The 25,929-nt window shown below is 25.3% G+C and carries 22 protein-coding genes and 1 tRNA gene; 14 read left to right on the top strand and 9 right to left on the bottom strand.

What is annotated here, in order from left to right:
• Positions 1 to 205 precede the first annotated feature (205 nt).
• The 5 genes from murA to recG are packed head-to-tail and all read right to left on the bottom strand — an operon-like array spanning position 206 to position 7,376.
• Complete coding sequence (gene murA / locus H0H44_RS02485) at positions 206 to 1,516, bottom strand: UDP-N-acetylglucosamine 1-carboxyvinyltransferase (protein ID WP_185871550.1); 1,311 nt, start codon at positions 1,514 to 1,516, stop codon at positions 206 to 208.
• Positions 1,517 to 1,545: 29 nt separating this feature from the next.
• Positions 1,546 to 2,127, bottom strand: a complete 582-nt coding sequence (locus tag H0H44_RS02480; RefSeq protein WP_185871549.1) for a DUF4290 domain-containing protein — start codon at positions 2,125 to 2,127, stop codon at positions 1,546 to 1,548.
• A gap of 23 nt (positions 2,128 to 2,150) precedes the next feature.
• A complete protein-coding gene (locus tag H0H44_RS02475; RefSeq protein ID WP_185871548.1) occupies positions 2,151 to 3,140 on the bottom strand; it encodes a cation diffusion facilitator family transporter in 990 nt (329 codons plus the stop codon).
• 9 nt (positions 3,141 to 3,149) lie between these two features.
• On the bottom strand, positions 3,150 to 5,303 hold the full coding sequence (locus H0H44_RS02470; protein WP_185871547.1) for an ATP-dependent helicase: 2,154 nt from the start codon (positions 5,301 to 5,303) through the stop codon (positions 3,150 to 3,152).
• Between the two features lie 12 nt (positions 5,304 to 5,315).
• On the bottom strand, positions 5,316 to 7,376 hold the full coding sequence (recG, locus tag H0H44_RS02465; RefSeq protein WP_185871546.1) for an ATP-dependent DNA helicase RecG: 2,061 nt from the start codon (positions 7,374 to 7,376) through the stop codon (positions 5,316 to 5,318).
• 57 nt (positions 7,377 to 7,433) lie between these two features.
• Here recG and H0H44_RS02460 point away from each other — a divergent pair.
• The 4 genes from H0H44_RS02460 (at position 7,434) to ribD (ending at position 9,559) form a co-directional block, all read left to right on the top strand.
• A tRNA-Val gene (locus H0H44_RS02460) sits at positions 7,434 to 7,509 on the top strand.
• Positions 7,510 to 7,532: 23 nt separating this feature from the next.
• A complete protein-coding gene (rpsU, locus tag H0H44_RS02455; protein WP_041936675.1) occupies positions 7,533 to 7,730 on the top strand; it encodes a 30S ribosomal protein S21 in 198 nt (65 codons plus the stop codon).
• A gap of 25 nt (positions 7,731 to 7,755) precedes the next feature.
• On the top strand, positions 7,756 to 8,511 hold the full coding sequence (locus H0H44_RS02450; RefSeq protein WP_185871545.1) for a shikimate dehydrogenase family protein: 756 nt from the start codon (positions 7,756 to 7,758) through the stop codon (positions 8,509 to 8,511).
• A gap of 10 nt (positions 8,512 to 8,521) precedes the next feature.
• Positions 8,522 to 9,559, top strand: a complete 1,038-nt coding sequence (gene ribD / locus H0H44_RS02445) for a bifunctional diaminohydroxyphosphoribosylaminopyrimidine deaminase/5-amino-6-(5-phosphoribosylamino)uracil reductase RibD (RefSeq protein ID WP_185871544.1) — start codon at positions 8,522 to 8,524, stop codon at positions 9,557 to 9,559.
• Here the strand turns inward: ribD and H0H44_RS02440 are convergent.
• Positions 9,544 to 10,584 (bottom strand): acyl-CoA reductase, encoded by a 1,041-nt coding sequence (locus H0H44_RS02440; protein ID WP_185871543.1) that lies wholly within the window; start codon positions 10,582 to 10,584, stop codon positions 9,544 to 9,546. The genes ribD and H0H44_RS02440 overlap by 16 nt on opposite strands.
• A gap of 24 nt (positions 10,585 to 10,608) precedes the next feature.
• Between H0H44_RS02440 and H0H44_RS02435 the strand changes: the two genes are divergently transcribed.
• Together H0H44_RS02435 and H0H44_RS02430 are read left to right on the top strand one after the other, a co-directional pair.
• Entirely contained in the window at positions 10,609 to 10,950 is a 342-nt protein-coding gene (locus H0H44_RS02435) for a 4Fe-4S dicluster domain-containing protein (RefSeq protein ID WP_185871542.1), read from the top strand.
• 45 nt (positions 10,951 to 10,995) lie between these two features.
• Positions 10,996 to 11,658: a uracil-DNA glycosylase gene (locus H0H44_RS02430; protein WP_185871541.1), complete on the top strand. Its 663-nt coding sequence runs from the start codon at positions 10,996 to 10,998 to the stop codon at positions 11,656 to 11,658.
• A gap of 17 nt (positions 11,659 to 11,675) precedes the next feature.
• On the opposite strand, the gene lpdA is transcribed toward H0H44_RS02430, so the two are convergent.
• Genes lpdA through rny form a run of 3 tightly spaced genes read right to left on the bottom strand, consistent with a single transcriptional unit; the run spans position 11,676 to position 15,711 of the window.
• The gene (gene lpdA, locus H0H44_RS02425; RefSeq protein WP_185871540.1) at positions 11,676 to 13,097 is read right to left on the bottom strand and encodes a dihydrolipoyl dehydrogenase; all 1,422 of its coding nucleotides are present in this window, start codon (positions 13,095 to 13,097) and stop codon (positions 11,676 to 11,678) included.
• 53 nt (positions 13,098 to 13,150) lie between these two features.
• Positions 13,151 to 14,125, bottom strand: coding sequence for a deoxyhypusine synthase family protein (locus H0H44_RS02420; protein WP_185871539.1), 975 nt, complete (start codon positions 14,123 to 14,125; stop codon positions 13,151 to 13,153).
• Between the two features lie 14 nt (positions 14,126 to 14,139).
• Entirely contained in the window at positions 14,140 to 15,711 is a 1,572-nt protein-coding gene (rny, locus tag H0H44_RS02415; protein WP_185871538.1) for a ribonuclease Y, read from the bottom strand.
• A gap of 225 nt (positions 15,712 to 15,936) precedes the next feature.
• On the opposite strand from rny, the gene H0H44_RS02410 reads away from it, so the two are divergent.
• From H0H44_RS02410 to glmM, 8 genes are all read left to right on the top strand, one after another.
• On the top strand, positions 15,937 to 17,091 hold the full coding sequence (locus H0H44_RS02410; RefSeq protein ID WP_185871537.1) for a cysteine desulfurase family protein: 1,155 nt from the start codon (positions 15,937 to 15,939) through the stop codon (positions 17,089 to 17,091).
• Positions 17,092 to 17,163: 72 nt separating this feature from the next.
• The gene (locus H0H44_RS02405; protein ID WP_238786122.1) at positions 17,164 to 17,814 is read left to right on the top strand and encodes a succinate dehydrogenase cytochrome b subunit; all 651 of its coding nucleotides are present in this window, start codon (positions 17,164 to 17,166) and stop codon (positions 17,812 to 17,814) included.
• Between the two features lie 6 nt (positions 17,815 to 17,820).
• Entirely contained in the window at positions 17,821 to 19,845 is a 2,025-nt protein-coding gene (locus H0H44_RS02400; RefSeq protein ID WP_185871536.1) for a fumarate reductase/succinate dehydrogenase flavoprotein subunit, read from the top strand.
• A gap of 11 nt (positions 19,846 to 19,856) precedes the next feature.
• On the top strand, positions 19,857 to 20,624 hold the full coding sequence (locus H0H44_RS02395) for a succinate dehydrogenase/fumarate reductase iron-sulfur subunit (RefSeq protein WP_185871535.1): 768 nt from the start codon (positions 19,857 to 19,859) through the stop codon (positions 20,622 to 20,624).
• Between the two features lies 1 nt (position 20,625).
• On the top strand, positions 20,626 to 21,588 hold the full coding sequence (locus H0H44_RS02390; protein WP_185871534.1) for an acetyl-CoA carboxylase carboxyltransferase subunit alpha: 963 nt from the start codon (positions 20,626 to 20,628) through the stop codon (positions 21,586 to 21,588).
• Between the two features lie 54 nt (positions 21,589 to 21,642).
• Entirely contained in the window at positions 21,643 to 23,229 is a 1,587-nt protein-coding gene (gene dnaB / locus H0H44_RS02385; RefSeq protein WP_185871533.1) for a replicative DNA helicase, read from the top strand.
• Positions 23,230 to 23,253: 24 nt separating this feature from the next.
• Complete coding sequence (locus H0H44_RS02380; protein WP_185871532.1) at positions 23,254 to 24,474, top strand: ABC transporter permease; 1,221 nt, start codon at positions 23,254 to 23,256, stop codon at positions 24,472 to 24,474.
• A gap of 59 nt (positions 24,475 to 24,533) precedes the next feature.
• Positions 24,534 to 25,922 (top strand): phosphoglucosamine mutase, encoded by a 1,389-nt coding sequence (gene glmM / locus H0H44_RS02375; protein WP_185871531.1) that lies wholly within the window; start codon positions 24,534 to 24,536, stop codon positions 25,920 to 25,922.
• Positions 25,923 to 25,929 lie beyond the last annotated feature (7 nt).

Here is a 25,929-nt window from a genome sequence, read left to right as displayed (position 1 = left end):
ATACATAACAAAATATTTTGTTTAGATAAAATTAAAATTACGAATTTCTGTGTTTTTTTTTATTTTTACTTTTATCATAGATTTTGATAAAAATGATGGAAATTCATAATGAATGATGAATAAAAAACGATAAAGTAAGATATGCAAAAATTAATCTTTTATTTTTCTACTTATTAAACGAAATTTCTATATGCGAAAAAATATTTTATTTTATTCTCAAAATATCTGCTCCTAAAATACGTAATCTTTTATCTATATTTTCATATCCTCTGTCTATTTGTTCTATATTTTTAATAATACTAGTTCCTTTAGCAGAGAGAGCTGCAATCAAAAGAGATATACCAGCTCTTATATCTGGAGAATTTAATGTTGTTCCTCTAAGAGAAGATTTATGATTAAGACCTATAACAGTAGCTCTATGAGGGTCACATAATATGATTTGAGCTCCCATTTCAATCAGTTTATCTACAAAAAATAGTCTACTTTCAAACATTTTTTGGTGGATTAAAACACTACCTTTAGCTTGAGTAGCCACTACAGTTAGAATACTTAACAAATCTGGAGTTAACCCTGGCCATGGAGCATCAGATATTGTTAATATTGCATTATTTAATGATTTTTTAATTTGATAACATTTTTGTGATGGAATATAGATATTGTTTTTTTCTTTTTCTAATTTTATTCCCATCTTATGAAAGATATTAGGTACAATTCCTAAATTTTTCCAATTCACATTTTTAATCCTAATTTCAGAACAAGTAATGGCGGCTAAACCTATCCAACTCCCTATTTCAACTATATCAGGTAATATGGTATGTTCACATCCTCCTAATTCTTCGACTCCAGTAATATTAATTAAATTAGATCCTATTCCTTTAATCTTAGCTCCCATTTTATTTAACAATTTGCATAATTGTTGAATATAAGGTTCACAAGCCGCATTATAAATTATAGTTTTCCCTTTAGCTAAAGTAGCTGCCATAATAATATTTGCTGTTCCTGTAACAGAAGCCTCTTCCATTAAAATATATTCTCCAATTAAACTATTTTTTACCCATAAATCAAAATATTTTGATTCATTATGATAATATATATTACTTCCTAACAACTTTAATCCTGTTAAATGGGCATCTAAACGTCGTCTACCTATCCTATCCCCTCCAGGAATTGGAATACGAACTTTTCCAAATCTGGTAAGTAAAGGACCAGCAATCATAATAGATCCTCTGATAGATTTTCCATATTCACAAAATTTTTTTGTATTTAAATATTCAGTATTTATATTTTTTGCTTGTAAAGTATAGTCTCCTATTCCATTTTTTTTTATTAAAACTCCTAAATCTTTAAGAATTTGTATCAAACATTTGACATCTCCTATTTCTGGAATATTTTTAATTCTCAATTTTTCTGAAGTCAGTAATACTGCACATAATATTTGAAGAGATTCATTTTTAGCACCTTGTGGTTGAATTTCTCCTTTCAAAGATAATCCTCCTTTTATTTTAAAAGATCCCATCAACTATTACTCTTTTAATTAAGATTTTTTTATTTTTTATATTTAAAAATATGAGAACATTGTAATAATGAATCTGTATGTTTCATTAAACATATTTTTCCTTTTGATAGTTCTTTTAAATCTTTAAATATGACATCGTCTTTTACTATATTTTTATTCCATCTTAAATAGTTTTTTTTCATTGTATTAGCTATAGCATAAAATAAACCTTCTTTTTTTTGCGTGTTTTTACAACGTATTGCTGCATGGATCATGTTCCTTATAATTTTTCCATAATATCTAAAACGAGTTAGATATTCAGGATATATTATTCTTTTATTACAAAAATTAATATTATAGGTTTCTTTTAAATTTGGTTTAGGAAAAGGTGTGTCAATATCTAATTGATATTTAGACATTATCAATAGTTGATTCCATAATTTATGTTGAAAAAAAGGAATAGATTTGTAATATTTAGGATAAACAGAATCTGTCATTAATTTAATAATACTCCATGCACAACGATTTCTTTTCTTTCTATTTTTTATTTGTATAGCATAATCTATCATTTTATGAATATTTCTCCCATATTCTGGTATCACCAATTTTAAACGATTAGTATTGTATTCCATAATATTATATATAATATATTTATTTATCTTTTATAAGATGTTTTATCTAAAGTCCAAAGAATTTTTTTTTGAAAAAGATTTTTCCTTACTTGACAAGAATAATTAAAACAAAATATACAATGCTTATTAGAACAAGCCTCAACGTGAACCGATAATTCTACTTTATTTCCGAATTTATCTTTAGTTAGTTGAGTTAATTTTTTTACTTCTTGATTAGCTTCTTTGACATTAAAAAACCATGGAACAGTTAAATGACAATCTATGTGCAATGCACTTCCATATTTAATGATTTTTAAATGATGAAGATCTATCCAATGAATATTTCTTTTTTCGTTTAAGTAAAAAGATAATTTTTTTAAAAGTTTTTTGTCAGATTCGTCCATAATTCCAGCTGTGGCATTTCTCAATAATTTAAATCCTGTATATAAAATTACAAATGAAAAAATGATAGAAATAATGGGATCTATCCATATAGATTTGGTAATATTCAATAATATCAATCCTATGATTATACCAAAAGTAGAATAAGTATCTATTTGAAGATGTTTTCCGCTTGCTATTAATATTAAAGCTCTGTTTTTATGTCCTATTTTACAGACTAAAAAACCTAATAAATAGTTAATAATTCCAGTGAAGGACATTAAAAATAGACCATAATCTAATCTTGATAAAATAATTCCATGCATATTAGATTTAATACGTATAAAAGTATTTATAAAAATAGTAATTCCTACTATAGAAATTAGAAAACCTTCTATTGCTGTTGATATAAATTCTATTTTACCGTGTCCATATGGATGATTTTTATCTTTAGGTAAAGATGATACATAAAGACTCCATAATCCAATAAAACCACTGATAATGTTAATCAAACTTTCCATAGCATCACTAAATACAGAAAGCGAAGAAGTAATATGCCAAGTAATTAATTTTATAAAAAAGAAAAAAATTGCTACAAAACAAATCATTTTCTGATAATAAAAATTTAGTTTAATTTTTTTTAAATCATCCATAAATTGTTTTTATGATTCAATAAAAAGTTTATTCAATTTTATCAAAACTCTTTTTTTTCCCGATTTTTTAAATTTAATTAGAGCTATTTGATTCTGATTTTGTAATTCTAAAATGATTCCTATTCCAAAATTTTTGTGAAAAACTTTTGCTCCTTTTTTAATTTCTAAATATTTAGAATTTTGATTTTCATAATTAAGATAATTCAAGGAAAAAAAATTTTTTTTATCAGATATATATCTGTGATTTTCTATATCAATAAAATTTTTATTAAGTTCATCAATAAAACGGCTAGGAGCATTTTTCTTTTTTTCTCCCCATATAAATCTATACTTTGTATAAGTAAGTATTGCTTTTTTTTTAGCCCGAGTTAAAGCAACATAAAATAAACGACGTTCTTCCTCTATTTTCAAGTGATTTCCCAAACTGGATTTTGATGGAAATAGATTTTCTTCTAATCCTACAATAAAAACAATAGAAAATTCTAAACCTTTGGATAAATGAACTGTCATTAATGAAACTTTATTTCTTTCATCTTTATGATTGATATTTTCATTTATTTCCAAATAAAAATTTTGTAAAAAACCAAACAAACTTGCATTTACATTATTTTTTAATTTCTTTTGTTCTTTAACATATTGAAGTATATAATCAAGTATATATTTAAAATCTTCATTTTTATAATTTTTAGAATTTTCATTTAACAAAAAATCCACTAATTTTTTAGCTATTACATATGCATCATATTGTTCTGCACTAATACGTAATTTTTCTATTGTAAAAATTAGATTTTCAAATCTAATTTTTGTTTTATTATTTATTTTTAATAAGCATTGATAATTTTCAATATTTCTTACTATATTATAGACTGTGATTTCTTTTTTTTCAGACAGACTTAATATAGTTTTTACTATTTTTTGATTTGTATTTTTTAAAATACGTAAAAAAGATTCTTCATCATTTGGATTAACAATAATTCTAAGATAAGCTAAAAAATCACGAATTTCTTTCCTCTGTTCAAAAGAGATAGATCCATATATGTGATATGGGATATTTTTTTTTTTTAATGAGTATTCTACAACATGTGATTGTATATTTGCTCTGTAAAGAATTGCAAAATTTTCATATCGTAAATTTGTTTTTCTTTTTATTGAAAGAATAGAAGAAGTTATATATTCTGCTTCTTCTACTTCAGTAGTGGCAGAATATATTTTTACTTTTTCTCCTTTTTCATTATTTGTCCAAATTTTTTTTAAAATCTGATTTTTATTAAAAGAAATAATATTGTTAGATGCTTGCACTATATAATTAGTAGAACGATAATTTTGTTCAAGACGAAAAATCTTAGCATTTTTATAATCAAGATGAAAATTTAAAATATTTGAAATATCAGCTCCACGAAAAGCATAAATACTTTGGGCATCATCTCCTACTACAAAAAGATTTTTATGTTTAGAAACTAAATTTTTTATAATGGTATTTTGAGATAGATTGGTATCTTGATATTCATCAATTAATATGTATTTAAATTTTTTTTGATACTTTTCAAGTACATTTGGAAAATAGAAAAATAAATAATTGGTATAAAGCAATATATCATCAAAATCTAACGCATTTGCTTTAAAACAACGTTTTGTATAAATTTTATAAATTTTAGTAAGAAATTCTGTATTTTCTGATTTTTTTTTATTACCTAATAAATAATACAAATTATTTTTATATTCAGAAATTCTTTTTATTATTTCTTTACAATTCAAAGTTATATTTTCTATATTAATGTCTTTTAATATTTTTTTTATAACATTTTCTGAATCTTTATGATCATAAATCGTATAATTTGATTTAAATCCTAACCAATGAGATTCTTTTCTTAGAATACTAGAAAATATAGAGTGAAAAGTGCCTAGTGTTATTTGATAAAATTCTGTTGTATTTATCATATTAGAAATACGATTTTTCATTTCTCTAGCAGCTTTTTGGGTAAAAGTTAAAGCTAATATATTGTAAGGAGGTATTCCTATATTTTGAATCATATGAACGATACGATGTGTAATAACACGAGTTTTTCCTGATCCAGCTCCAGCAATAACTAATATAGGTCCATCAATGGTTTCTATAATTTTACGTTGAGAGTTGTTCAACTGAAAGTTATTCAAAGGATTCATGTATTAATTTATTTATAAAATTTTCCATTTATTTTTATAGTATTCATAATAAATATTTTTTGTATCATTCAAAAAATTAGGATTTTTTTTAAAAAAGTTTTTAGCAATTGGAAAAACTTCTTTTGTTAATTTATAATCTTTAATTAGATTAACAATACGAAAATAATTTTTTCCACTTTGTTTAGTCCCTATTAAATCTCCACAACCACGTAATTTTAGATCTTCTTTAGCGATATCCAAACCTTTATTTGTTTCACACATCTTTTTAATTCTAAAAAAACCTTCTACACTGATTTTCCTATCAGTAATAAGAATACAATAACTTTTATAAGTTCCCCTTCCTACTCTACCCCTCAATTGATGTAATTGAGATAATCCGAAAAAATCTGCATTTTCTATTAAAATAACCGATGCATTAGGAACATTTACTCCTACTTCTATGACTGTAGTCGCTATTAAAATTTTAGTTTTCCCATATAAAAATCGATTAATCTGCATATTTTTTTCTTGAAAATTCATTTCACCATGTAAAATTCCAATTTCCAAATCTTTAAATTTTTTTCTAATTTCTTCATATCCTCTTATCAAATTTTTATTCTTAAAAGAAGTGTTTATAGTCGGATATATAATATAAATTTGTCTACCTATTGAAATTTGATTTTTCACTATTTTAAAAGCTTGATCCCTATTTTGATTCCAAAAATGAATGGTTTCAACAGGTTTTCTACCTAAAGGCAATTTTTTGATAATAGAAACATTTAAATCACGGTAAATAATTTTTCCTAAAGTTCTGGGAATGGGAGTGGCTGTCATAATTAAAATATGAGGAGGTTTATTATCTTTTTTCCATATTTTTTCTCTTTGTTCTACTCCAAAACGTTGTTCTTCATCTATAATTGCTAATCCAAGATTTTTAAATTGAACTTTTTCTTGAATTAGAGAATGAGTTCCTATTACAATAGAAATTTTTCCTGTTAATATATCATGATGGATAGATTTCCTAATAGGAGCAGAAACAGAACTTGTTAATAAAGCTATTTTAATTCCAATTTTTGAAAACATCTTTCCTATGGAGTCATAATGTTGTATGGCTAGAACTTCAGTAGGAGCCATTAAACAAGATTGAAAACCATTATCTAAAGCTACAAGCATTGATAACATAGCTATGATGGTTTTTCCACATCCAACTTCTCCCTGTAATAATCGATTCATTTGAATGGGTCTCTTCAAATCATTCCATATTTCTTTAAATACTTTTTTTTGTTCTCCTGTGAGAGTAAAAGGTAAAATTTTTCTGTAAAAAGTATGAAAATTATACCCTAATTTTGTAAAAGGAAAATTGTTTATTATTTCTTTTTTAGATAAAAAAAATAGTTTTAATAAAAATAATTCTTCAAATTTTAAAGAATATTGTGCCTGTAATAAAGATTCTAAAGATTCTGGAAAATGAATTTGAATTAAAGCTTTTTTTCTTGACATTATTTTTTTCTTAAGAAAATCTTTAAAAAAAAATTCATTTATATCATTTTTTAATTCTTTTATAAGATTTTGTAATAAATTTATCATAAAAGCATTATCCACTCCTTTTTCTTTTAAATTTTTAGAAATGGAATATACAGGAAATATAGAATAGTTTTTTTTTATTGAAGAACGAAATTCCTTAATATTTGGATGAATAATTTGAATTTTTTTTTGAAAGTATTTTACTTTTCCAGTAACTATTACTGGAGCATTTTTTGTTATTTTTTTTAGAAAATGGTTTTTTTTAAACCAAACTAATTCAATAAAACCTGTATTATCTTCCAAATGCGCTACTAATATTTTTCCTTTTTTATTTTTATAATCAAGTTCCTCAAACTTAGTTAGTTTACCTAAAATTTGTACAAAATCATTATTATTGTTTGATAATTCTGATATATTTTTTAGTATAGATACATATTTATATCCCTTAGGATAAAACAAAAGTAAATCTTTGTATGTATACAGATTTAATTCAGTATTAAATAAATAAGCTTTTTTTAAACTTAATCCTTTTAAATATTTTATAGATCTTTTTAGAATATTGAAAGACATATAAAGTAAATTGTCATTCGTTATATATCAAAAAATACTTAATTTTGTTGATTTAAAGGACATTTAGCTCAGTTTGGTTTAGAGCGCTATTTTGACAGAGTAGAGGTCATCGGTTCAAATCCGATAATGTCCACAAGAATTATTTATTCAGTTTTTATGATTTTAATTACTACAGTTAGAGAAGGAGAATCAATTGATAAAGCTTTAAAAAAATGTAAAAAAAAATTTGATAAAACTCGTGTTCTAAAAGAATTTAGAGAGAAACAACAATATATAAAACCTTCTGAAGGAAGAAGAAATGAAATATTGAGAGCTAAATATAGAGAACGTATGAAATTAAAAAAAGAAGAATAGACTTTACTACTATCCTTTTTATTTTATGACACATAAAGAAACAAAAATTTATGGTCTGATAGGAAAAAATGTTAAATATTCTTTTTCTAGAAAGTTTTTTTTTGAAAAATTTAAAAAAGAATTTATCCTAAATGTAGATTATAAAATTTTCGACATTCCAAAAATAGAAAACGTATCATTGATATTTAAAAACTCTTATTTAAAAGGATGTAATGTAACCATTCCTTATAAAACAAAGATCATTCCTTTTTTGACCAAAATAATGCCTGAAGCAAAAACTATAGGATCCGTAAATGTGATAAAAATTAATAATGAATGTAGAATTGGATTTAATACAGATATTTTAGGATTTGAATATTCTTTTAAAAAAGACTTAGAAAAAATTACAAATAAAAAAAATTTAAAAGCATTTATTTTAGGAACCGGAGGAGTTTCTAAAACGGTTTCTTTTGTTTTACAAAAATTGGAAATACCATATCAATATATTTCTAGAAAAAAAGATGCAGGTTTTTTAGTATACGAAGATATAAACCCAAAATTATTGAAAGAATATAAAATTATTATCAATTGTACTCCTGTTGGAACATATCCAAATATAAATTCATGTCCATTCTTACCTTATGAATATGTCTCTTCTGATCATTATTTCTATGATTTAGTTTATAATCCTAATAAAACATTATTTTTAAAAAAAGCGGAAAAAAATGGAGCCTTAATTAGGAATGGATTAGAAATGTTATATATTCAAGCTGAGGAATCTTGGAATATATGGAAAACATAAAACAAAATTCATGAAATATAAAGAAATTTTTATGAAAAGAGCTATACAATTAGCTAAAAACGGATTAGGATTTACTTCTCCAAATCCTATGGTTGGATGTGTTATAGAACGAAAAGGAATCGTTTTATCAGAAGGATGGCATAATAAAGAAGGAATATATCACGCTGAATTTTTATCTATTAATAATATAAAGGATGAACAGTTGTTTTTAGATTGTACTTTATATGTAACATTGGAACCATGTGTTCATTTTGGAAAAACTCCTCCTTGTGTTGATTTAATAATCAAAAAAAATATACCAATAGTAGTAGTAGGTATACAAGATTCTTCTGATAAAGTAAAAGGGTTAGGAATAAAAAAATTAAAAAAGTATGGAGTGGAAGTTATAGAATCTATTTTAATAGATGAATGTAGAATCTTGAACAAACGTTTTTTTACTTTCTATGAAAAAAAACGTCCTTATATCATATTAAAATGGGCACAAAGTGATGATGGTTTTATATATTCGGAGAATAAAAAAAACAATTGGATTAGTGGAGTGTATGCTAGGCAACTAAATCATAAATGGAGATCTGAAGAAGATGGAATTTTAGTAGGAAAAAAAACTGTGTTAAATGACAATCCAAAATTAAATGTTAGAAAATGGTTCGGGAAAAATCCTATCAGAATTTTTATTGATCAGAAACTAAGTATTTCTAATTATTATTTCATTTTAGATGGTTCTCAACATACTATTGTATTTACAGAAGTAAATAAAAAAAGTCAATATAATATAGAATATATTCAAATTTCCTTTAAAAAAGAAATAATAAATCAAATTTTATATTTTTTGTATAAAAAAAAAATATTATCTATCATAGTGGAAGGAGGAAAAAAAACCTTAGAAAGTTTTATAAAAGAAAATATTTGGGATGAATGTCGGGTTTTTATGTGCGAAACTGTATTAAAAAGTGGACTAAAAGCTCCTGAAATAAATGGGATCGTTTCAAAAAAAATGAATTTGGATAAAGATAAATTAATTATTAAAAAATTTCAATTCAAAAATTGAATTGTATCAATTCCATCTGCATAATCTTCTAATTTCGGGTATTGTGTTTTTCCAAAAGGAATTTCTTTTTCTAAAAAATTTTTAGATACTATACATTGTATATGATTTTTTTTTTCTATAATTGTTTTTTTTAATTGATTCAAATTATTGTAAAATTCATAATACACTACAGATATTGGACTATGATAGTTTTTTTCTTCTTTGAAAAGAAGAAAATGATTTTTTTTTAAAGAGACTTGATTCATAGTATAAATAGATAAATAATATTTATAATTATCTATATATTTTTTATTTTTTGTAATATATTCACAAATCAATGATTTTTCTAAAATTAAATAAACATCATAATTATGGGGTATAAATATTTTTCCTATATTTCTGCATCCCCTTCCAGAATAAGTTAACATATCCTTATTTAAGGAGACTAATTCTTTTTCTGTTTCAGTTCCTTGCAATACAGAAACAGAAGTTCTACTTTTTCTAAGTAAAATAGGATATTTTCTATAATAGTATTCGAAATAACGAGTTGTATTATTATTTCCAGTAGCTATTACAAAATCAAACTTTTCATTTAAAATATTATTTGAAAATTTTATTCTTTTTTGAAGAATAGGTTTTTCATGTATAATTATTCTACATAAGAATGGAAGTAATAAATTATCTTCTTCAGATAATTTAATTATAATTTTATGTCCTGACAAAATCACACATATAAAGTCATGAAATCCAACCATTGGTACATTTCCAGGCATAATAACAAGAACTTTTTTAGAATTTCTTTTATTAAGAGAATATTTATTCATCCAAGATTCTAATTTTCCTTTTTCAAGATTTTTTCCCCATTGATCAAATGTTATTAATAAATCTTCTATTCTAAACCAACTATTTTCAATAGTTACTTTTTTAATAATTTTTTGAAAAGAATAAAAAAATTTCTTATAACATTTGGATAAATATTTTTCATGTGCATAAAATTTCTTAACTTCTCTTAAGAAACATCCTAAAATATCAAAAGCTTTAATCATTTATTTTTAATTTTTTCAAATTAAATGTCCATAAAAATTACAGAAAAATGTATAAACTGTGGGGCATGTGAACCTGAATGTCCTAATCAAGCAATTTATGAAGGAGGAAAAAAATGGAAAATGTCAGATGGTACATCATTGGAAAAAAATAAAATATCAGATCCAACTATTTTTCATTTTCAAGATCCAATCAAAAAAGATATATACTTCATTGTTCCTGAAAAATGTACGGAATGTGTAGGTTTTTATGATCAACCACAATGTATCATAATTTGTCCAGTTCAATGTTGTATTTTAGATAAAGAAAATTATGAAAGTAAAGAGAAACTTTTAGAAAAAAAGAATTTTTTACATGGAAGCATGTAATATAATACTAATTAACATTTCTAACATTAGAAAAAATTATAAAAAGTGAACTGGAATTCATTTTTAAAAGAAGAATATAATAAACCTTATTTTATAAAATTATTAAAAATTCTTAGAATTGAGTATAATCGTTTTGTGTGTTTTCCTAAAAAAAAAGATATTCTTTCTTGCTTAAAATATTGTTCTTTTCGAGAACTAAAAGTAGTTATTATAGGACAAGATCCTTATCATAAAGAAAATCAAGCTGATGGTCTTTGTTTTTCTGTTCCTGATGGAATTCCATTTCCTCCTTCATTAAGGAACATATTTATAGAGGTAAATAATTGTTCAAATTCTAACAAAAACTTCTACCCAAATAGTGGATCTTTAGTATTTTGGGCAAAACAAGGAGTCTTATTACTTAATTCAATATTAACAGTTAGAAAAGATTATCCGATGTCTCATAAAAATATAGGATGGGAATTTTTTACGGATAAAATAATCCGGGTTATTTCTAATTTCAAAAAAAATATTGTTTTTCTTTTGTGGGGAAAATATGCTCAAAAAAAAATAACTTTAATTAACTCTTATCATAATCATTATGTTTTAAAAACTTCACATCCATCTCCTTTTTCAGCTAGAAAGGGATTTTTGGGGTCTAAACATTTTGAAAAAACCAATAATTTCCTAAGGAAAATAGGAAAAAAAACTATTTTTTGGAGTTATTAACAATAATTAATAATATTCTACATATGTATAGAACGGTTTTCAAAATTCAACTGAGCTGCTTCTTTGAATGCTTCACTAAAAGTAGGATGAGGATGACATATTCTATATATATCCTCTGAAGAGGATCTAAATTCCATAGCTACAGATGCTTCCATAATCATATCTGATGCATGGTCCCCAATGATATGAACTCCTAATATTTCATCTGTTTTTTTATGAGAAATCATTTTTAAGAAACCATCTGTACAACCACTTGTACGGGCTTTTCCTAATATTTTCATAGGAAAAATGCCTACATTATATTCTATTTTTTTTTCCTTAATCTCATTTTCTGATTGTCCCACACTAGCTACTTCAGGATGAGTATAAATTACTGATGGAATCAAATCATAATTTAATTTATTTGGTTTTTTACCCGCTATATGTTCTACTACATATAATCCTTCTTCTTCTGCTTTATGAGCCAACATTTTTCCCCCTATAACATCTCCAATAGCATATATGTTGTTAACAGAAGTTTCTAAATTATTATTGACAAGTATAAATCCTTTTTCATTTATTTTAATTTTTATATTTTTTAATCCTAGATTTTTTGTAAATGGAATTCTTCCTATTGATAAAAGGCAATAATCTCCTGAGAAATAAACTTCTTTTCCATTATGGTCTTTCACCAAAACAGATATTTCTTCATCGTTTTTTCTAAATATCCTATTTACATGTGAAGAAGTTTCTATTTGAATAGATGATTTTTCTAATATTTTTCGCATTTCTATACTTAAAGAATTATCCATATTTGATATAATTTTATCCATAGTTTCTATAATAATAACTTTACTTCCTAATCTATTAAAAATAGAACCTAATTCTAATCCAATTATTCCTCCTCCAATTATGATTAATTTTTGTGGAATTTTTTTTAAATTAATCGCTTCCGTGGAAGAAATAATTCTATTCTTTATATCAAAATTTAAATGGGGGAAACATGAAGGTTTAGATCCTGTGGATATTATACAATATTTAAATTGTATTTCTGTTTTTTCTTTTAATGATTCTCTATCACTTATGGATAAAATATTTTTAGTTTTAAAAGAACCTATTCCTTGATATAAATCAATTTTATTTTTTCTTATTAGATATTTTATACCATTATTTATATTTCTTATTATTTCATTTTTTCTATCCATCATTTTTTTTAAATCAAAAAATAATTTTTCAAATGAAATACCATGTAAAGAATAATTATTTTTAGCTAATGAAAAATATTTAGATGAATCTAAAAGAGATTTAGAAGGAATGCATCCTACATTTAAACATGTTCCACCTAACTTGTGATACTTTTCTATAATAGCGGTACGAAAACCTAACTGACTTGCTCTAATAGCGGATATATATCCTCCTGGACCAGAACCAATAACAATAAGATCATATAAATTATTCATAAGATTAAGTATTTTTTTATAATTAATGTATTACTCCTCTATATAATACATGATTACATATTTAATACATATGCAAAGATAAGCGGAGCAACTATTGTCGCATCTGATTCGATAATAAATTTTGGAGTATCTTTATCTAATTTTCCCCAAGTAATTTTTTCATTAGGAATAGCTCCAGAATAAGATCCATAACTGGTCGTTGAATCAGAAATTTGACAAAAATAAGACCAAAATGGAGTGGGTTTAAATCCTATATCTTGAGATAACATAGGTACTACACAAATTGGAAAATCTCCTGATATTCCACCTCCAATTTGAAAAAAACCTATTTTATGTTTCATAGATTCTTTTTGATACCATTCCGATAAATATATCATATATTCAATTCCATTTTTTACGATAAAAGGTTGAAATAATTTTTTTATACAATATGAAGCAAAAATATTTCCTATTGTACTATCCTCCCATCCTGGAACTATTAAGGGAATATTTTTTTTCGCTGCAGCTAACACCCAACTGTCTTCTGAATTTATATTGTAATAGGGATCTAAAATATTCTCTAATAATAGTTGATAAATGTATTCATGAGGAAAATAACGTTTTGATTTTTCTTTAGCTCTGATCCATACTTTTAAAATATGTTTCTGTAGTTCTTTGAAAGCTTGTTCATCTGGAATACAAGTATCTGTTACTCTGTAATAACCTTTTTTTAAGAATTTTTTCTCTTCATCAGGTGTTAAATCTCTGTAATTAGGAATTTTTTTATAATAAGAATGAGCAATCAAATTTAATATATCTTCTTCTAAATTAGCCCCTGTACAAGAAATAATATGAACTTGATCTTTTCTTATCATTTCAGATAAGATTTTCCCTAATTCCGCAGTACTCATGGCTCCTGCTAGTGTAATCATCATTTTTCCATCATTTTTAATATGATGTTTATATGCCTTAGCAGCTTCTGATAAAGTTAAAGCATTAAAATGAAGGAAGTATTTTTTAATAAAAGAAGTAATAGAAAAGTCTTTCATGGTTTTATTATTATTTATCTAGCTATTTGTACAGCTCTAGTTTCTCTAATTACTGTCACCTTAATTTGACCAGGATAAGTCATTTCATTTTTTATTTTTTCTGTTATATCACAAGATAATTGAAAAGCTTTTTGATCATCAACTTTATCACTTTTAACTAATACACGTAATTCTCTTCCTGCTTGTATAGCAAAAGCTTTATTTACACCATCAAAACTAAACGCTATATCTTCCAAATTTTTTAGTCTTTTTGAATAAGATTCAAAAGAATTTCTTCTTACTCCAGGACGAGCTCCACTAATAGAATCTGAAACTTGTACTATAGGAGATAGTAATACTTTCATTTCTATTTCATCATGATGTGATCCTATTGCATTACAAACTTCCATATTTTCTCCATATTTTTCTGCCCATTGCATTCCTAAAATTGCATGAGGTAATTCTGATTCATTTTCCGGTACTTTTCCTATATCATGTAATAATCCAGCACGTTTTGCAAATTTTGGATTTAATCCTAATTCAGAAGCTAATACACCTGATAGATGAGCAACTTCACGAGAATGCTGTAAAAGATTTTGTCCATAAGAAGAACGATATTTCATTCTTCCTACCATACGTATTAATTCTGGATGTAGACCATGAATACCTAAATCTATAATGTTTTTTTTTCCTATTTCTATTATTTCTTCTTCAATTTGTTTCTCTGTTTTTTCTACTATTTCTTCGATTCTAGCTGGATGTATACGTCCGTCTATAACTAATTTATGAAGAGCTAGTCTAGCTATTTCTCTTCGTATAGGATTAAAACAAGATAAAAGAATTGCTTCTGGAGTATCATCTACAATGATTTCTACTCCTGTTGCTTTTTCTAGAGCTCTTATATTTCTTCCTTCTCGTCCAATTATACGACCTTTAATATCATCTGATTCTATATTAAAAACGGATACAGCATTTTCAACTGCTTGTTCTGTTCCAATTCTTTGAATTGCTTGAATGATAATTTTTTTTGCCTCCATTTTTGCAGTTAATTGTGATTCTTCTATAATATTTTGTATGTAGGTTTGTGCTTTTGCTTTTGTCTCCTCTTTAAGGATTTCAATTAATTCATTTTTAGCTTCTTCAGAAGAATAATTAGATACTTTTTCAAGTAATTCTATTTGTTTTAATTGCATATTTTCATATTCTTCTTGTTTCTTTTTAAGAATATTATATTTTTTTTCATAATCATATATTTGAGTTTCTAAACGATTATTTTTATTAAAATAAATTTCTATTTCTTTAGATAATCTATTTTCTTTTTCTATTGTTTTGTTTTCTATATCAATTATTTTTTTTTCTCTTAAATGAACATCTTTTTCATGTTTAGATTTAAGTTCCATAAATTTTTCTTTCATTTGAAACATTTTCTTTTTTTTTATGGATTCTCCTTCTTTTTCTGCATTTTTTATGATTTTTCTTGCTTGAAGAGAAGCATCTTCTAATAATTGAATATATTTTTTTAATATAGTTTTTTTACCAAAAAAAAAGCATGTAATAATTCCAATCGCAAACCCCATTAGAACCGAAAATCCAACATTTATTTCCATATTCACTCAATTTAAATAAAAATAAAATAGACATTTTAATAACATTATTAAAACAATAAATTTTTAAATAAAAGACTTTAAAATATTTAAATTAAAACCCAATATAATGTAGGATAAATATACAAAATTAAAGGTGAGATCTTTAATGAAAATATATTTTTAATCAACAGAATTCGAATACATTATATATTTGTATATATGTATGTATAAAAATTTCAAGTGTAAATGAAACGAGCATATTTGGATAACGCAGCTTCCACTCCTATAAGAAAAGAAGTCGTAAAAGTCATGGTTAATACATTAAAACATTTATCAGGGAACCCTTCATCTGTACAACATAGTTATGGAAGAGAAGCTCGTTCCATTTTAGAGGAATCTAGAATTTGTATCGCTAAAAATATTAAAGCTTCTCCTTCTGAGATTATTTTTACTTCGGGAGGAACTGAAGCTAATAATCTTATTTTAAAATCTTCAGTTTTAGATTTAGGTGTTAAACATATCTTAACTTCAAAATTAGAGCATACATCCGTACTAGAAACCATTTTAGATCTATCTATCAGATATAAAATATCTGTAGACTTTATTTCTGTTAATGAAAAAGGATCATTAGATTTTAATAATATGGAAGAATTATTGAAAAAAAATATATATAAAAAAACGCTTGTTAGTTTAATGTATGCAAATAATGAAATTGGAAATTTATTAGAAATTGATAAAGTAGTTTTTTTATGTAAAAAATATAACGCTTATTTTCATTCAGATACTATACAATTTATAGGAAATATTCCTATTGATATGGAAACATTATCATTTGATTTTGCTACTGCAAGTGCACATAAATTTTATGGTCCAAAGGGAATAGGTTTTGTTTTTATAAGGAAGCATTTTTTAAAAAAAATGAAACCTTTTATAACTGGTGGAATTCAGGAATATGGAATTCGTTCAGGTACGGAAAATACATATGGAATTGTGGGGTTATCGGAAGCTTTACGGTTGCTGTATTCTGATTTTAAAAATCATGTGAAAAAAATGAAAAATTTAAAATCTTATTGTATTTCAGAATTGAAAAAAATAATACCCAATATTATTTTTAATGGATTATCATATCATAGTGATAAAAGTATACCTTCTGTATTAAATTTTTTATATCCTACAAAAAAAGATCATTTATTCTATTTTCATTTAGACTTAATGGGGGTTGCTGTTTCAAAAGGAAGTTCCTGTAATAGGAATAAGATATCTCATGTAATTCAGTCTATTACAAGTGAATATTTATTAAATAAAACAATGCCTGTTAGAATTTCTTTTGGAATGTTTAATAAAAAAAAAGATATAGACTTACTTGTAAAAGCATTACAAATGATCAAGAAAGTAAAATAATTTTATATAACTTTAAGTTTTGCTTTTAATAAAGCTACATTAAAAAATTAAACATATATAAAATTACAACTGGTGAATCATAAAATTTTTTTTCAATCCTCTATTGGAAAGAAGGTGGTTATGGCTTCTACAGGAATTTTCTTAATGATCTTTTTATTATTACATTTAAGTGTTAATTTATTTCTTTTTTCAGGAGAAAAAGCTTTTAACGAAGCTGTTTTTTTTATGAGGAAAAATATATTTGTTCGAATAATGGAATATGTTCTTGCAATAGGTTTTTTGATTCATATCTTATTAGGAATTAAGTTACATATAGAAAATAAGAAAGTAAAAGGAGAAGTTGATTATGCTATAAATTCTTATTTTTCTACTACATTTAGTAGTCGTACAATGATATATACGGGAATTTTAATTTTGTGTTTTTTAGTTCTACATTTGATTAATTTCATGATTCCCATGAAATATTCAAATCATCGTCATTTAATTTCTGATTATAATATAGTTGTTTCTTTATTCAAAAATCCTTTTTATACATTTATATATGTATTTTCATTTTTTATTTTAGGTATTCATCTCAATCATGGATTTCAATCTTCTTTTCAATCATTGGGGCTGTCTAATAAAAAAAGATTAGTTTGGATAAAAAAATTTAGTTTATTGTATCTGTGGTTTATTTGTTCTGGGTTTTCTATTATTGCTATTTGGTTTTTTTTTAATTCATGATATAAGATGAAAAATATCTTTAAGTTAAACTCAAAAACTCCAGTAGGTCCATTAACTCATAAATGGATGAATCACAAATCTACTTTAAAATTAGTATCTCCTAATAACAGATCCAATATAGAAGTTATTGTTATTGGAACAGGTCTTTCTGGAGGTTCAGCTTCCGCTTCTTTAGCAGAATTAGGATATAAAGTAAAAGTTTTTTGTTATCAAGATTCTCCGAGAAGAGCACATTCTGTTGCTGCACAAGGAGGAATTAATGCCTCTAAAAATTATAGAGGAGATAATGATTCTGTTTATCAACTTTTTTATGATACAATTAAAGGTGGAGATTATAGATCCAGAGAAGCAAATGTTTATCGTTTAGCGGAAATATCTTCTAACATTATAGATCAATGCGTAGCACAAGGGGTTCCATTTGCTCGTGATTACGCTGGATACCTGGATACAAGATCATTTGGTGGAACAAAAGTTTCTAGAACTTTTTATGCAAAGGGACAAACAGGACAACAACTGCTATTAGGATGTTATTCTTCTATGTCTAGACAAATAGGAATAGGAAGAATAAAAATCTATAATCGTCACGAAATGTTAGATTTAGTTATTGTGGATGGATCGGCTAAAGGTATTATTGCAAGAAATCTTACTTCAGGAGAAATAGAAAGACATGCAGCACATGCTATAGTTATAGCTTCAGGAGGTTATGGCAATATATTTTTTTTATCTACCAATGCAATGGGTTCTAATGCAACTGCTATATGGAAAGTTCATAAAAAAGGAGGATTTTTTGCTAATCCTTCTTACACCCAAATACATCCAACCTGTATTCCAGTACATGGAGATTATCAATCTAAGTTAACATTGATGTCTGAATCATTGAGGAATGACGGAAGAATATGGGTCCCAAAAAAATTAGAAGACGCTGTTTCTATACGAAATGGTTCTAAAAAACCTGAAGATATAAGTGAAGATGATAGAGATTATTATCTTGAAAGACGATATCCTTCATTTGGAAATCTTGTTCCAAGAGATGTTGCTTCTAGAGCAGCTAAAGAACGTTGTGATAAAGGTTTTGGAATAGAAAATAATGAAACAAAAGAAGGTGTATTTTTGGATTTTAGTTCATCCATAAATAAGTATGGAAAAGAAAAAGCGAATGAACTTGGAATGAAAAAACTCAGTTTTTTTGATAAAAAAAAATTAGGAGAAAAAATAATGGAATCTAAATATGGAAATTTATTTCATATGTATGAAAAAATTACCAATAATAACCCCTATCAAACTCCTATGAAAATTTATCCAGCAGTACATTATACAATGGGAGGATTATGGGTAGATTATAATTTAATGTCTTCTATTACTGGATGTTATGTTATAGGAGAAGCTAATTTTTCAGATCATGGAGCAAACAGACTTGGAGCTTCTGCATTAATGCAAGGATTAGCTGATGGTTATTTTATTTTGCCATATACTATAGCTGATTATTTATCTGAATGTATTACAGAAAAAATATCTACAAAACATGTAGCTTTTCAATTAGCAGAAAAAAATGTGAAAAATAGAATTCAAAAATTTCTTCAAAATCCTGGAAATATTCCTGTTGATTTTTTTCATAAAAAACTTGGAAATATTATGTGGAAATATGTAGGAATGAGTAGAACTCATACAGGTTTACATAAAGCTATAAAAGCTATAAAAGAACTTAAAAATGAATTTTGGGAAAATATTTTTGTTCCTGGAAATATTGATGATGGATTAAATTATGAATTAGAAAAAGCCGGACGCGTAGCTGATTTTTTAGAATTAGGAGAATTAATGGCTATGGATGCTTTAAATCGAAAAGAATCTTGTGGAAGTCATTTTCGTGAAGAATATCAAACAAAAGAAGGAGAAGCTCTTCGTGATGATATTCATTATAAACATGTTTCTGCATGGGAGTACAAGGATAACCAAGCCATAAAGGATGAAATTATGCATAAAGAAAATCTAAATTACGATTTTATAAAAATACAATCACGTTCTTATAAATAAAAAACATATGTATGGAAAAACTTATGAATTTTAAGTTAAAAATATGGAGACAAAAAAATCGTGAGGAAAAAGGTCATTTTAAAACTTATAAAATACATAATATATCTCCTAATAGTTCATTTTTAGAAATGTTAGATCTTTTAAACAATCAAATCATATTATCTAATATGAATAAAAAACAGTCTTCTCCTATATCATTTGATCATGATTGTCGTGAAGGAATTTGTGGAATGTGTTCTTTATATATTAACGGAAGAGCTCATGGTCCTGATAATTTAACTACTACTTGTCAACTTCATATGCGTCATTTTCATAGTGGAGAAACTATATATATAGAACCTTGGAGAGCGAAGCCTTTTCCTATAATACAAGATCTTATTGTAGATAGATCTTCTTTTGATAGAATTATTGTATCAGGCGGATACATATCTGTAAATACATTTGGAAAAACAATAGATGGAAATATGATTCCAATTCCCAAAGATCAGGTTGATAAAGCTTTTGACGCTGCTACATGTATTGGTTGCGGAGCGTGCGTTGCTGCATGTAAAAATAGATCAGCAATGCTATTTGTTTCAGCAAAGATTTCGCAATTTGCTTTACTACCTCAAGGAAAAATAGAAAGAAAAAAAAGAGCTTCAAATATGATAAGAAAAATGGATGAAGAAGGATTTGGAAGTTGCACTAATACAAAGGCATGTGAAATTGAATGTCCAAAAGGAATATCCACAGAATATATTTCTTTTGTAAATCGTGAATATATTCAATCATTCTTTTAATATGGAATATTTAGATTTTGAAAAACCGATACAAGAAATTCAGGATCAGTATATTAATTGTATGCTAATAGAAAAAAAAAGTGGAATAAACATGAAAGAAGTTTGCAAACAATTACAATTTAAGCTGGAAAAAACTATTAAAAAATTACACAAAAATCTAACTCCTTGGCAAAGAGTGCAATTATCCAGACACCCAAATAGACCTTATACTTTAGATTATATATTTTCTATGACAGAAAAAGATTCTTTTATAGAATTACATGGAGATCGTCATTTTAGTGATGATAAAGCTATTGTAGGAGGTTTTGGAAAAATAGAGGATTACATATTTATGTTAATTGGAACTCAAAAAGGAAAAAATACTAAAGATAGACAGTATAGAAGGTTTGGAATGCCTAATCCGGAAGGATATAGAAAAGCTTTACGTCTTATGAAATTAGCAGAAAAATTTAAAAAACCTATTGTTACTTTTATTGATACACCAGGTGCTTTTCCTGGAATAGAAGCGGAGAAAAGAGGACAAGGAGAAGCTATTGGTAAAAATATTTATGAAATGATGTGTTTAACAGTACCCATTATTGTTTTAATTATAGGAGAAGGAGCTAGTGGAGGTGCTTTAGGAATTGGAATAGGAGATAAGATATCAATGATGGAAAATTCTTGGTTTTCTGTTATTTCTCCTGAAAGTTGTTCCACAATATTATGGGGAAATCGTGATAATAAAGAAAAATCAGCAGAAGCATTGAAATTGACAGCAGAAAATATGCATAAATTAAATCTTATAGATGATGTAATCAAAGAACCTTTAGGAGGGGCACATTTTTGTCCTGAAAAAGCTTTTCAATTTGTAAAACAAAAAATTATTAAGGATTATAAGCAGTTACTTGAAATGAATGTAGAATCTCTTATTCAAAAAAGAAAAAATAAGTATATTTCTATTGGTTTTTTTGACGAAAATGAATAGATTTTTATTATAAAAATAAAAATTTTTTTATGATGTTTATTTAAAAATGATTTTATGGGTAATATTAGAGAGAGAGAAGGAGAAGAAAATAAATTTTGTTTTAATTCTATTACAAAAAAAGTTAAAATGCCACCTCAAGCATTAGATTTAGAAGAAGCTATTATAGGAGCAATGATGATTGATAAAAAAGGATTAGATGAAGTAATTGACATACTTTTTCCTGAAATTTTTTATAAAAAAGAACATCAAGAAATATTTTTTGCAATACAAAAATTATATCATAATTCTAAACCTATAGATCTATATACTATTTTAAATGAATTACGAAGGATAGGAAAATTGGAATCAATAGGAGGAGAATTATATTTAGTTGGGTTAACACAAAAAGTTGTTTCTTCTGCACATATAGAATATCATAGTCGTATAATAGTACAAAAATTTATTTTAAGGAAATTAATAAGTATATCTTCCAACATTATTCAAAAATGTTATGAGGAAAGTACAGATGTTTTTGATCTTTTAGATCATGCTGAGTCAAAACTTTTTGAAATTAATCAAAAATATTTAATAACAAAAAAATATGAAACAACTCAATGTCTTATACAAAAAGCTATTGAGAAAATTCAAAAAACAGAAAAAGAAGGAATAAGTGGAATTTCTTCTGGATTTTATAAATTGGATCATATTACTTCTGGATGGCAGAATTCTGATTTAATTATATTAGCTTCAAGACCTGGAATGGGGAAAACAACTTTTATGTTGTCTATGGTAAGAAATATAGTTGTAAAACAAAATATACCAATTATAATTTTTTCGTTAGAAATGTCCTCAATTCAATTAATTACGAAATTAATTTCGTCAGAGACTGGTATTTCTTCAGAAAAAATTAAAAGAGCAAATTTATCTAAATTAGACTGGGAATGTTTATTTTATAAAACAAAAAATTTAAAAAATGTTCCTTTATTTATAGATGATACTCCTTCTTTATCTATATTTAGTTTACGTGCCAAATGCCGTCGTTTAATATCCCAACATAGGATTAAATTAATATTTATAGATTATATGCAACTGATGGCAATTAATGATCATGGTTCTAAACTACAAAATAGAGAACAAGAAATATCAGTAATTTCTAGAAGTTTGAAGTCTATAGCTAAAGAACTTGATATTCCAATAATAGCTTTATCTCAACTTTCCAGAGCAGTAGAAACAAGAGGTGGAAATAAACGGCCTGTATTATCTGATTTACGAGAATCAGGAGCTATTGAACAAGATGCAGACATAGTTTTATTTATTTACAGACCTGAATATTATGGATTTAAAGTTTGGGATTCGGATAAAGATAATGATTCTTGTATAGGTCAAGCAGAAATTATAATCGCTAAACATAGAAATGGAGGATTAGATAAATTTCGTTTAAAATTTATAAGTGACCAATCTCAATTTTCAAACATGGAAGAAAAAGAAGAAAAAAAACATATTTCATCAGTTTGGGAAGAAGACTACAAAAAAAATGTTCTTGGGAAAGAACATTTTTTTACATCATATACTGATTCTCATGAGGATTTTGATAATAATCCATTATCTAATAATAATGGAAAAGATTTCAATAATGATAATTATTTGGATGAAAATATTTAGGATAATAGAATTAAAAAATAAAAATTGAATTTTGAATGGTTTTTTTCCAAAAAAACGGTTTGGGAGGATTGCAGGAAAAATAAGACTCTTAGAACAATAGTTTTCATAGCACAAACAATAATAATTGTTGGTTTAATCATAACCTTTTTGACTTTTTCTATAGGTTTTGAGTTTAAAAAAATTATAAAAGATAAATTATTAAATATTAGAGGACAAATCCTTATACAGAGAAATCATTCAAAAAATGATCCATGTTTTTCTGTGAAAAAAAAGAAATTAGTTTTGAAAAAATTTTTCAAAACTAATTTAGTTCAACAAATCCATGGCATTTCCGAGAAAAATGTGATTATTTGTACAAATAAAAAAACAGATAGATACATATTTAAAGGTTTATATGAAGATTATAATCCAGTTTTTTTTAAAAATTTTTTAATTACGAAAAATCTTTTAAAAAAACAACCATTATCTAATCAAGACGTTATTTTATCTAAAAAAGTATCCTTATCATTAGGACTAAAAGTTGGATCCAAGATTAGAGTAGATTTTTTATCTTTTAATAAAAAAGGAGATCCTATTTTTTTTTCTAAAAGATTTAGAATTTATGGTTTATATGAAACTGGTATACCAGAATTTGATGATATATACATTATTGGAAATATAAAATCTATTCAGGAAATTTACGGATGGAAAGAAAATCTAGTAGATAAGTTTGAAATTTTTGTATCCTATGATAATATAGAGAAAGAAATTATTCAAAAAACACCTAAAGAATTTTCAATAAAAAATATTAATAATCATGATATTATAAGGTGGATAAACATATTTGATATAAATATTATTGTTATTAGTTTTATTATTTTTATATCCATAACTATTAATATGATTGTATTTATCTTAATACTTCTTTTAGAAAGAATTAGAACAATAGGTATTTTAAAAACTTTAGGGGCTAAAAATAAAGTTATACATAAAATATTCTTGTTTTATATCATGCAAGTATTAATACCTTCATTATTCATAGGAAATATCATTGGAATTGGTTTATTAATCTTTCAAAAAAAATTTCATTTAATATCATTAAATAAAACACAATATTTTGTTGATTTTGTTCCTGTTTGTATCAGTGTTGCACATATTATAATTATAAACTTGTCTGTTATTTTTGTTTGTTTTATAACAATATTTTTTCCTTCTTTATTTTTTATTAATAAAATTACTCCTATAAAAGTTATAGAACTTGAATAAATCAAAAAATTTAATTTTGTATTTTTGTTTTAATAATGGAATAAAAATTCAATTAATTTTTGACACTTGTAAAATCTTCATCTGGAATAAGAGGAACATTAGGTGGAAAAATTGGAAATAGTTTTTCTCCTATTGATATAATCCAATTTGCTGCAGGATATGTTTTCTGGATGAAAAGAAAATATAAAAATAAGAAAAAATTTTTTTTAATTTTAGGAAGAGATGGGAGAGTTTCTTCTGTGTTATTTCAAAAATTTTTAATAATTACTTTTCAAACTCTTGGAGTGAATATTTTAAATATTGGTTTGTCTACAACTCCTACTGTTGGAATTGCTGTTATGAAGGAGGAAGCTGATGGAGGTGTGATGTTAACGGCAAGTCATAACCCTAAAAATTGGAATGGATTAAAAATGTTTAATTCTTATGGAGAATTTTTATCTGAAAAAGATTTTGATAAATTATTACATATAACAGAAAAAAAATATTTTAATTTTTCTTCATATAATAGATTAGGTAATCTTTTTTATAAAGAGAATTATATTCATAAACATGTAGAAAAAATTCTTTCATTACCTATTATAGATAAAAATATTATTCGAAAAGCAAAATTAAGAATAGTGGTAGATGGAATTAATTCTACAGGAGGAATAGCTGTTCCTATTTTACTGGAATATTTAGGAGTTCATGTCATTAGAATGTATTGTAGTCCTAATGGTGATTTTGTTCATAATCCTGAACCTATTGAAAAAAATTTAAGAGAAATTTGTAAAAAAGTACCGGATATAAAAGCAGATTTAGGAATCTCTGTAGACCCTGATGTGGATCGTGTTGTATTTATTTGTGAAAATGGCGATTTTTTTGGGGAAGAATATACTTTAGTATCCATAGCGGATTATATATTGGATAATCAGTTGGGTCCTATTGTTTCGACTTTATCATCTTCTTGTGCATTAAAAGATCTTTCTATGCAAAAGGGTGTTCCCTATTACTCTTCTCCTGTTGGAGAAGTACATGTTGTCAAAAAAATGAAAGAAGTTCATGCTGTTGTTGGAGGAGAAGGAAATGGAGGTATTATTTATCCTGGTTTACGTTATGGAAGAGATGCATTGATTGGAATTGCTTTATTTTTAACAAAAGTAGCAAAACTTTCTAATATTCCATTATCTAAATTAAGAAAAAGATATTCTAACTATTTTATGTCGAAAAGAAAAGTTCGATTTTTTTCTCAAGAAAAAATGGATATATTATTAAAAATAATAAAAAAAAAATATAAAGGAAAAAAAATGGATTTTAGTGATGGAATTAAAATTTATTTAAAATATAATGAATGGATGCATATAAGAAAATCAAACACTGAAAATATCATTAGAATTCATACAGAAAGTACTTCAAAAAAAAGAGCTGATTTTTTATCAAAAAAAATTATAAATGAAATAAAAAAGTTATAATTAATTA

The sequence above is a fragment of the Blattabacterium cuenoti genome (assembly GCF_014252115.1).
GTDB lineage: Bacteria > Bacteroidota > Bacteroidia > Flavobacteriales > Blattabacteriaceae > Blattabacterium > Blattabacterium cuenoti_AK.
Note: the sequence above shows the minus strand (reverse complement) of the source record. Positions and strands in the feature narration are given on the sequence as shown.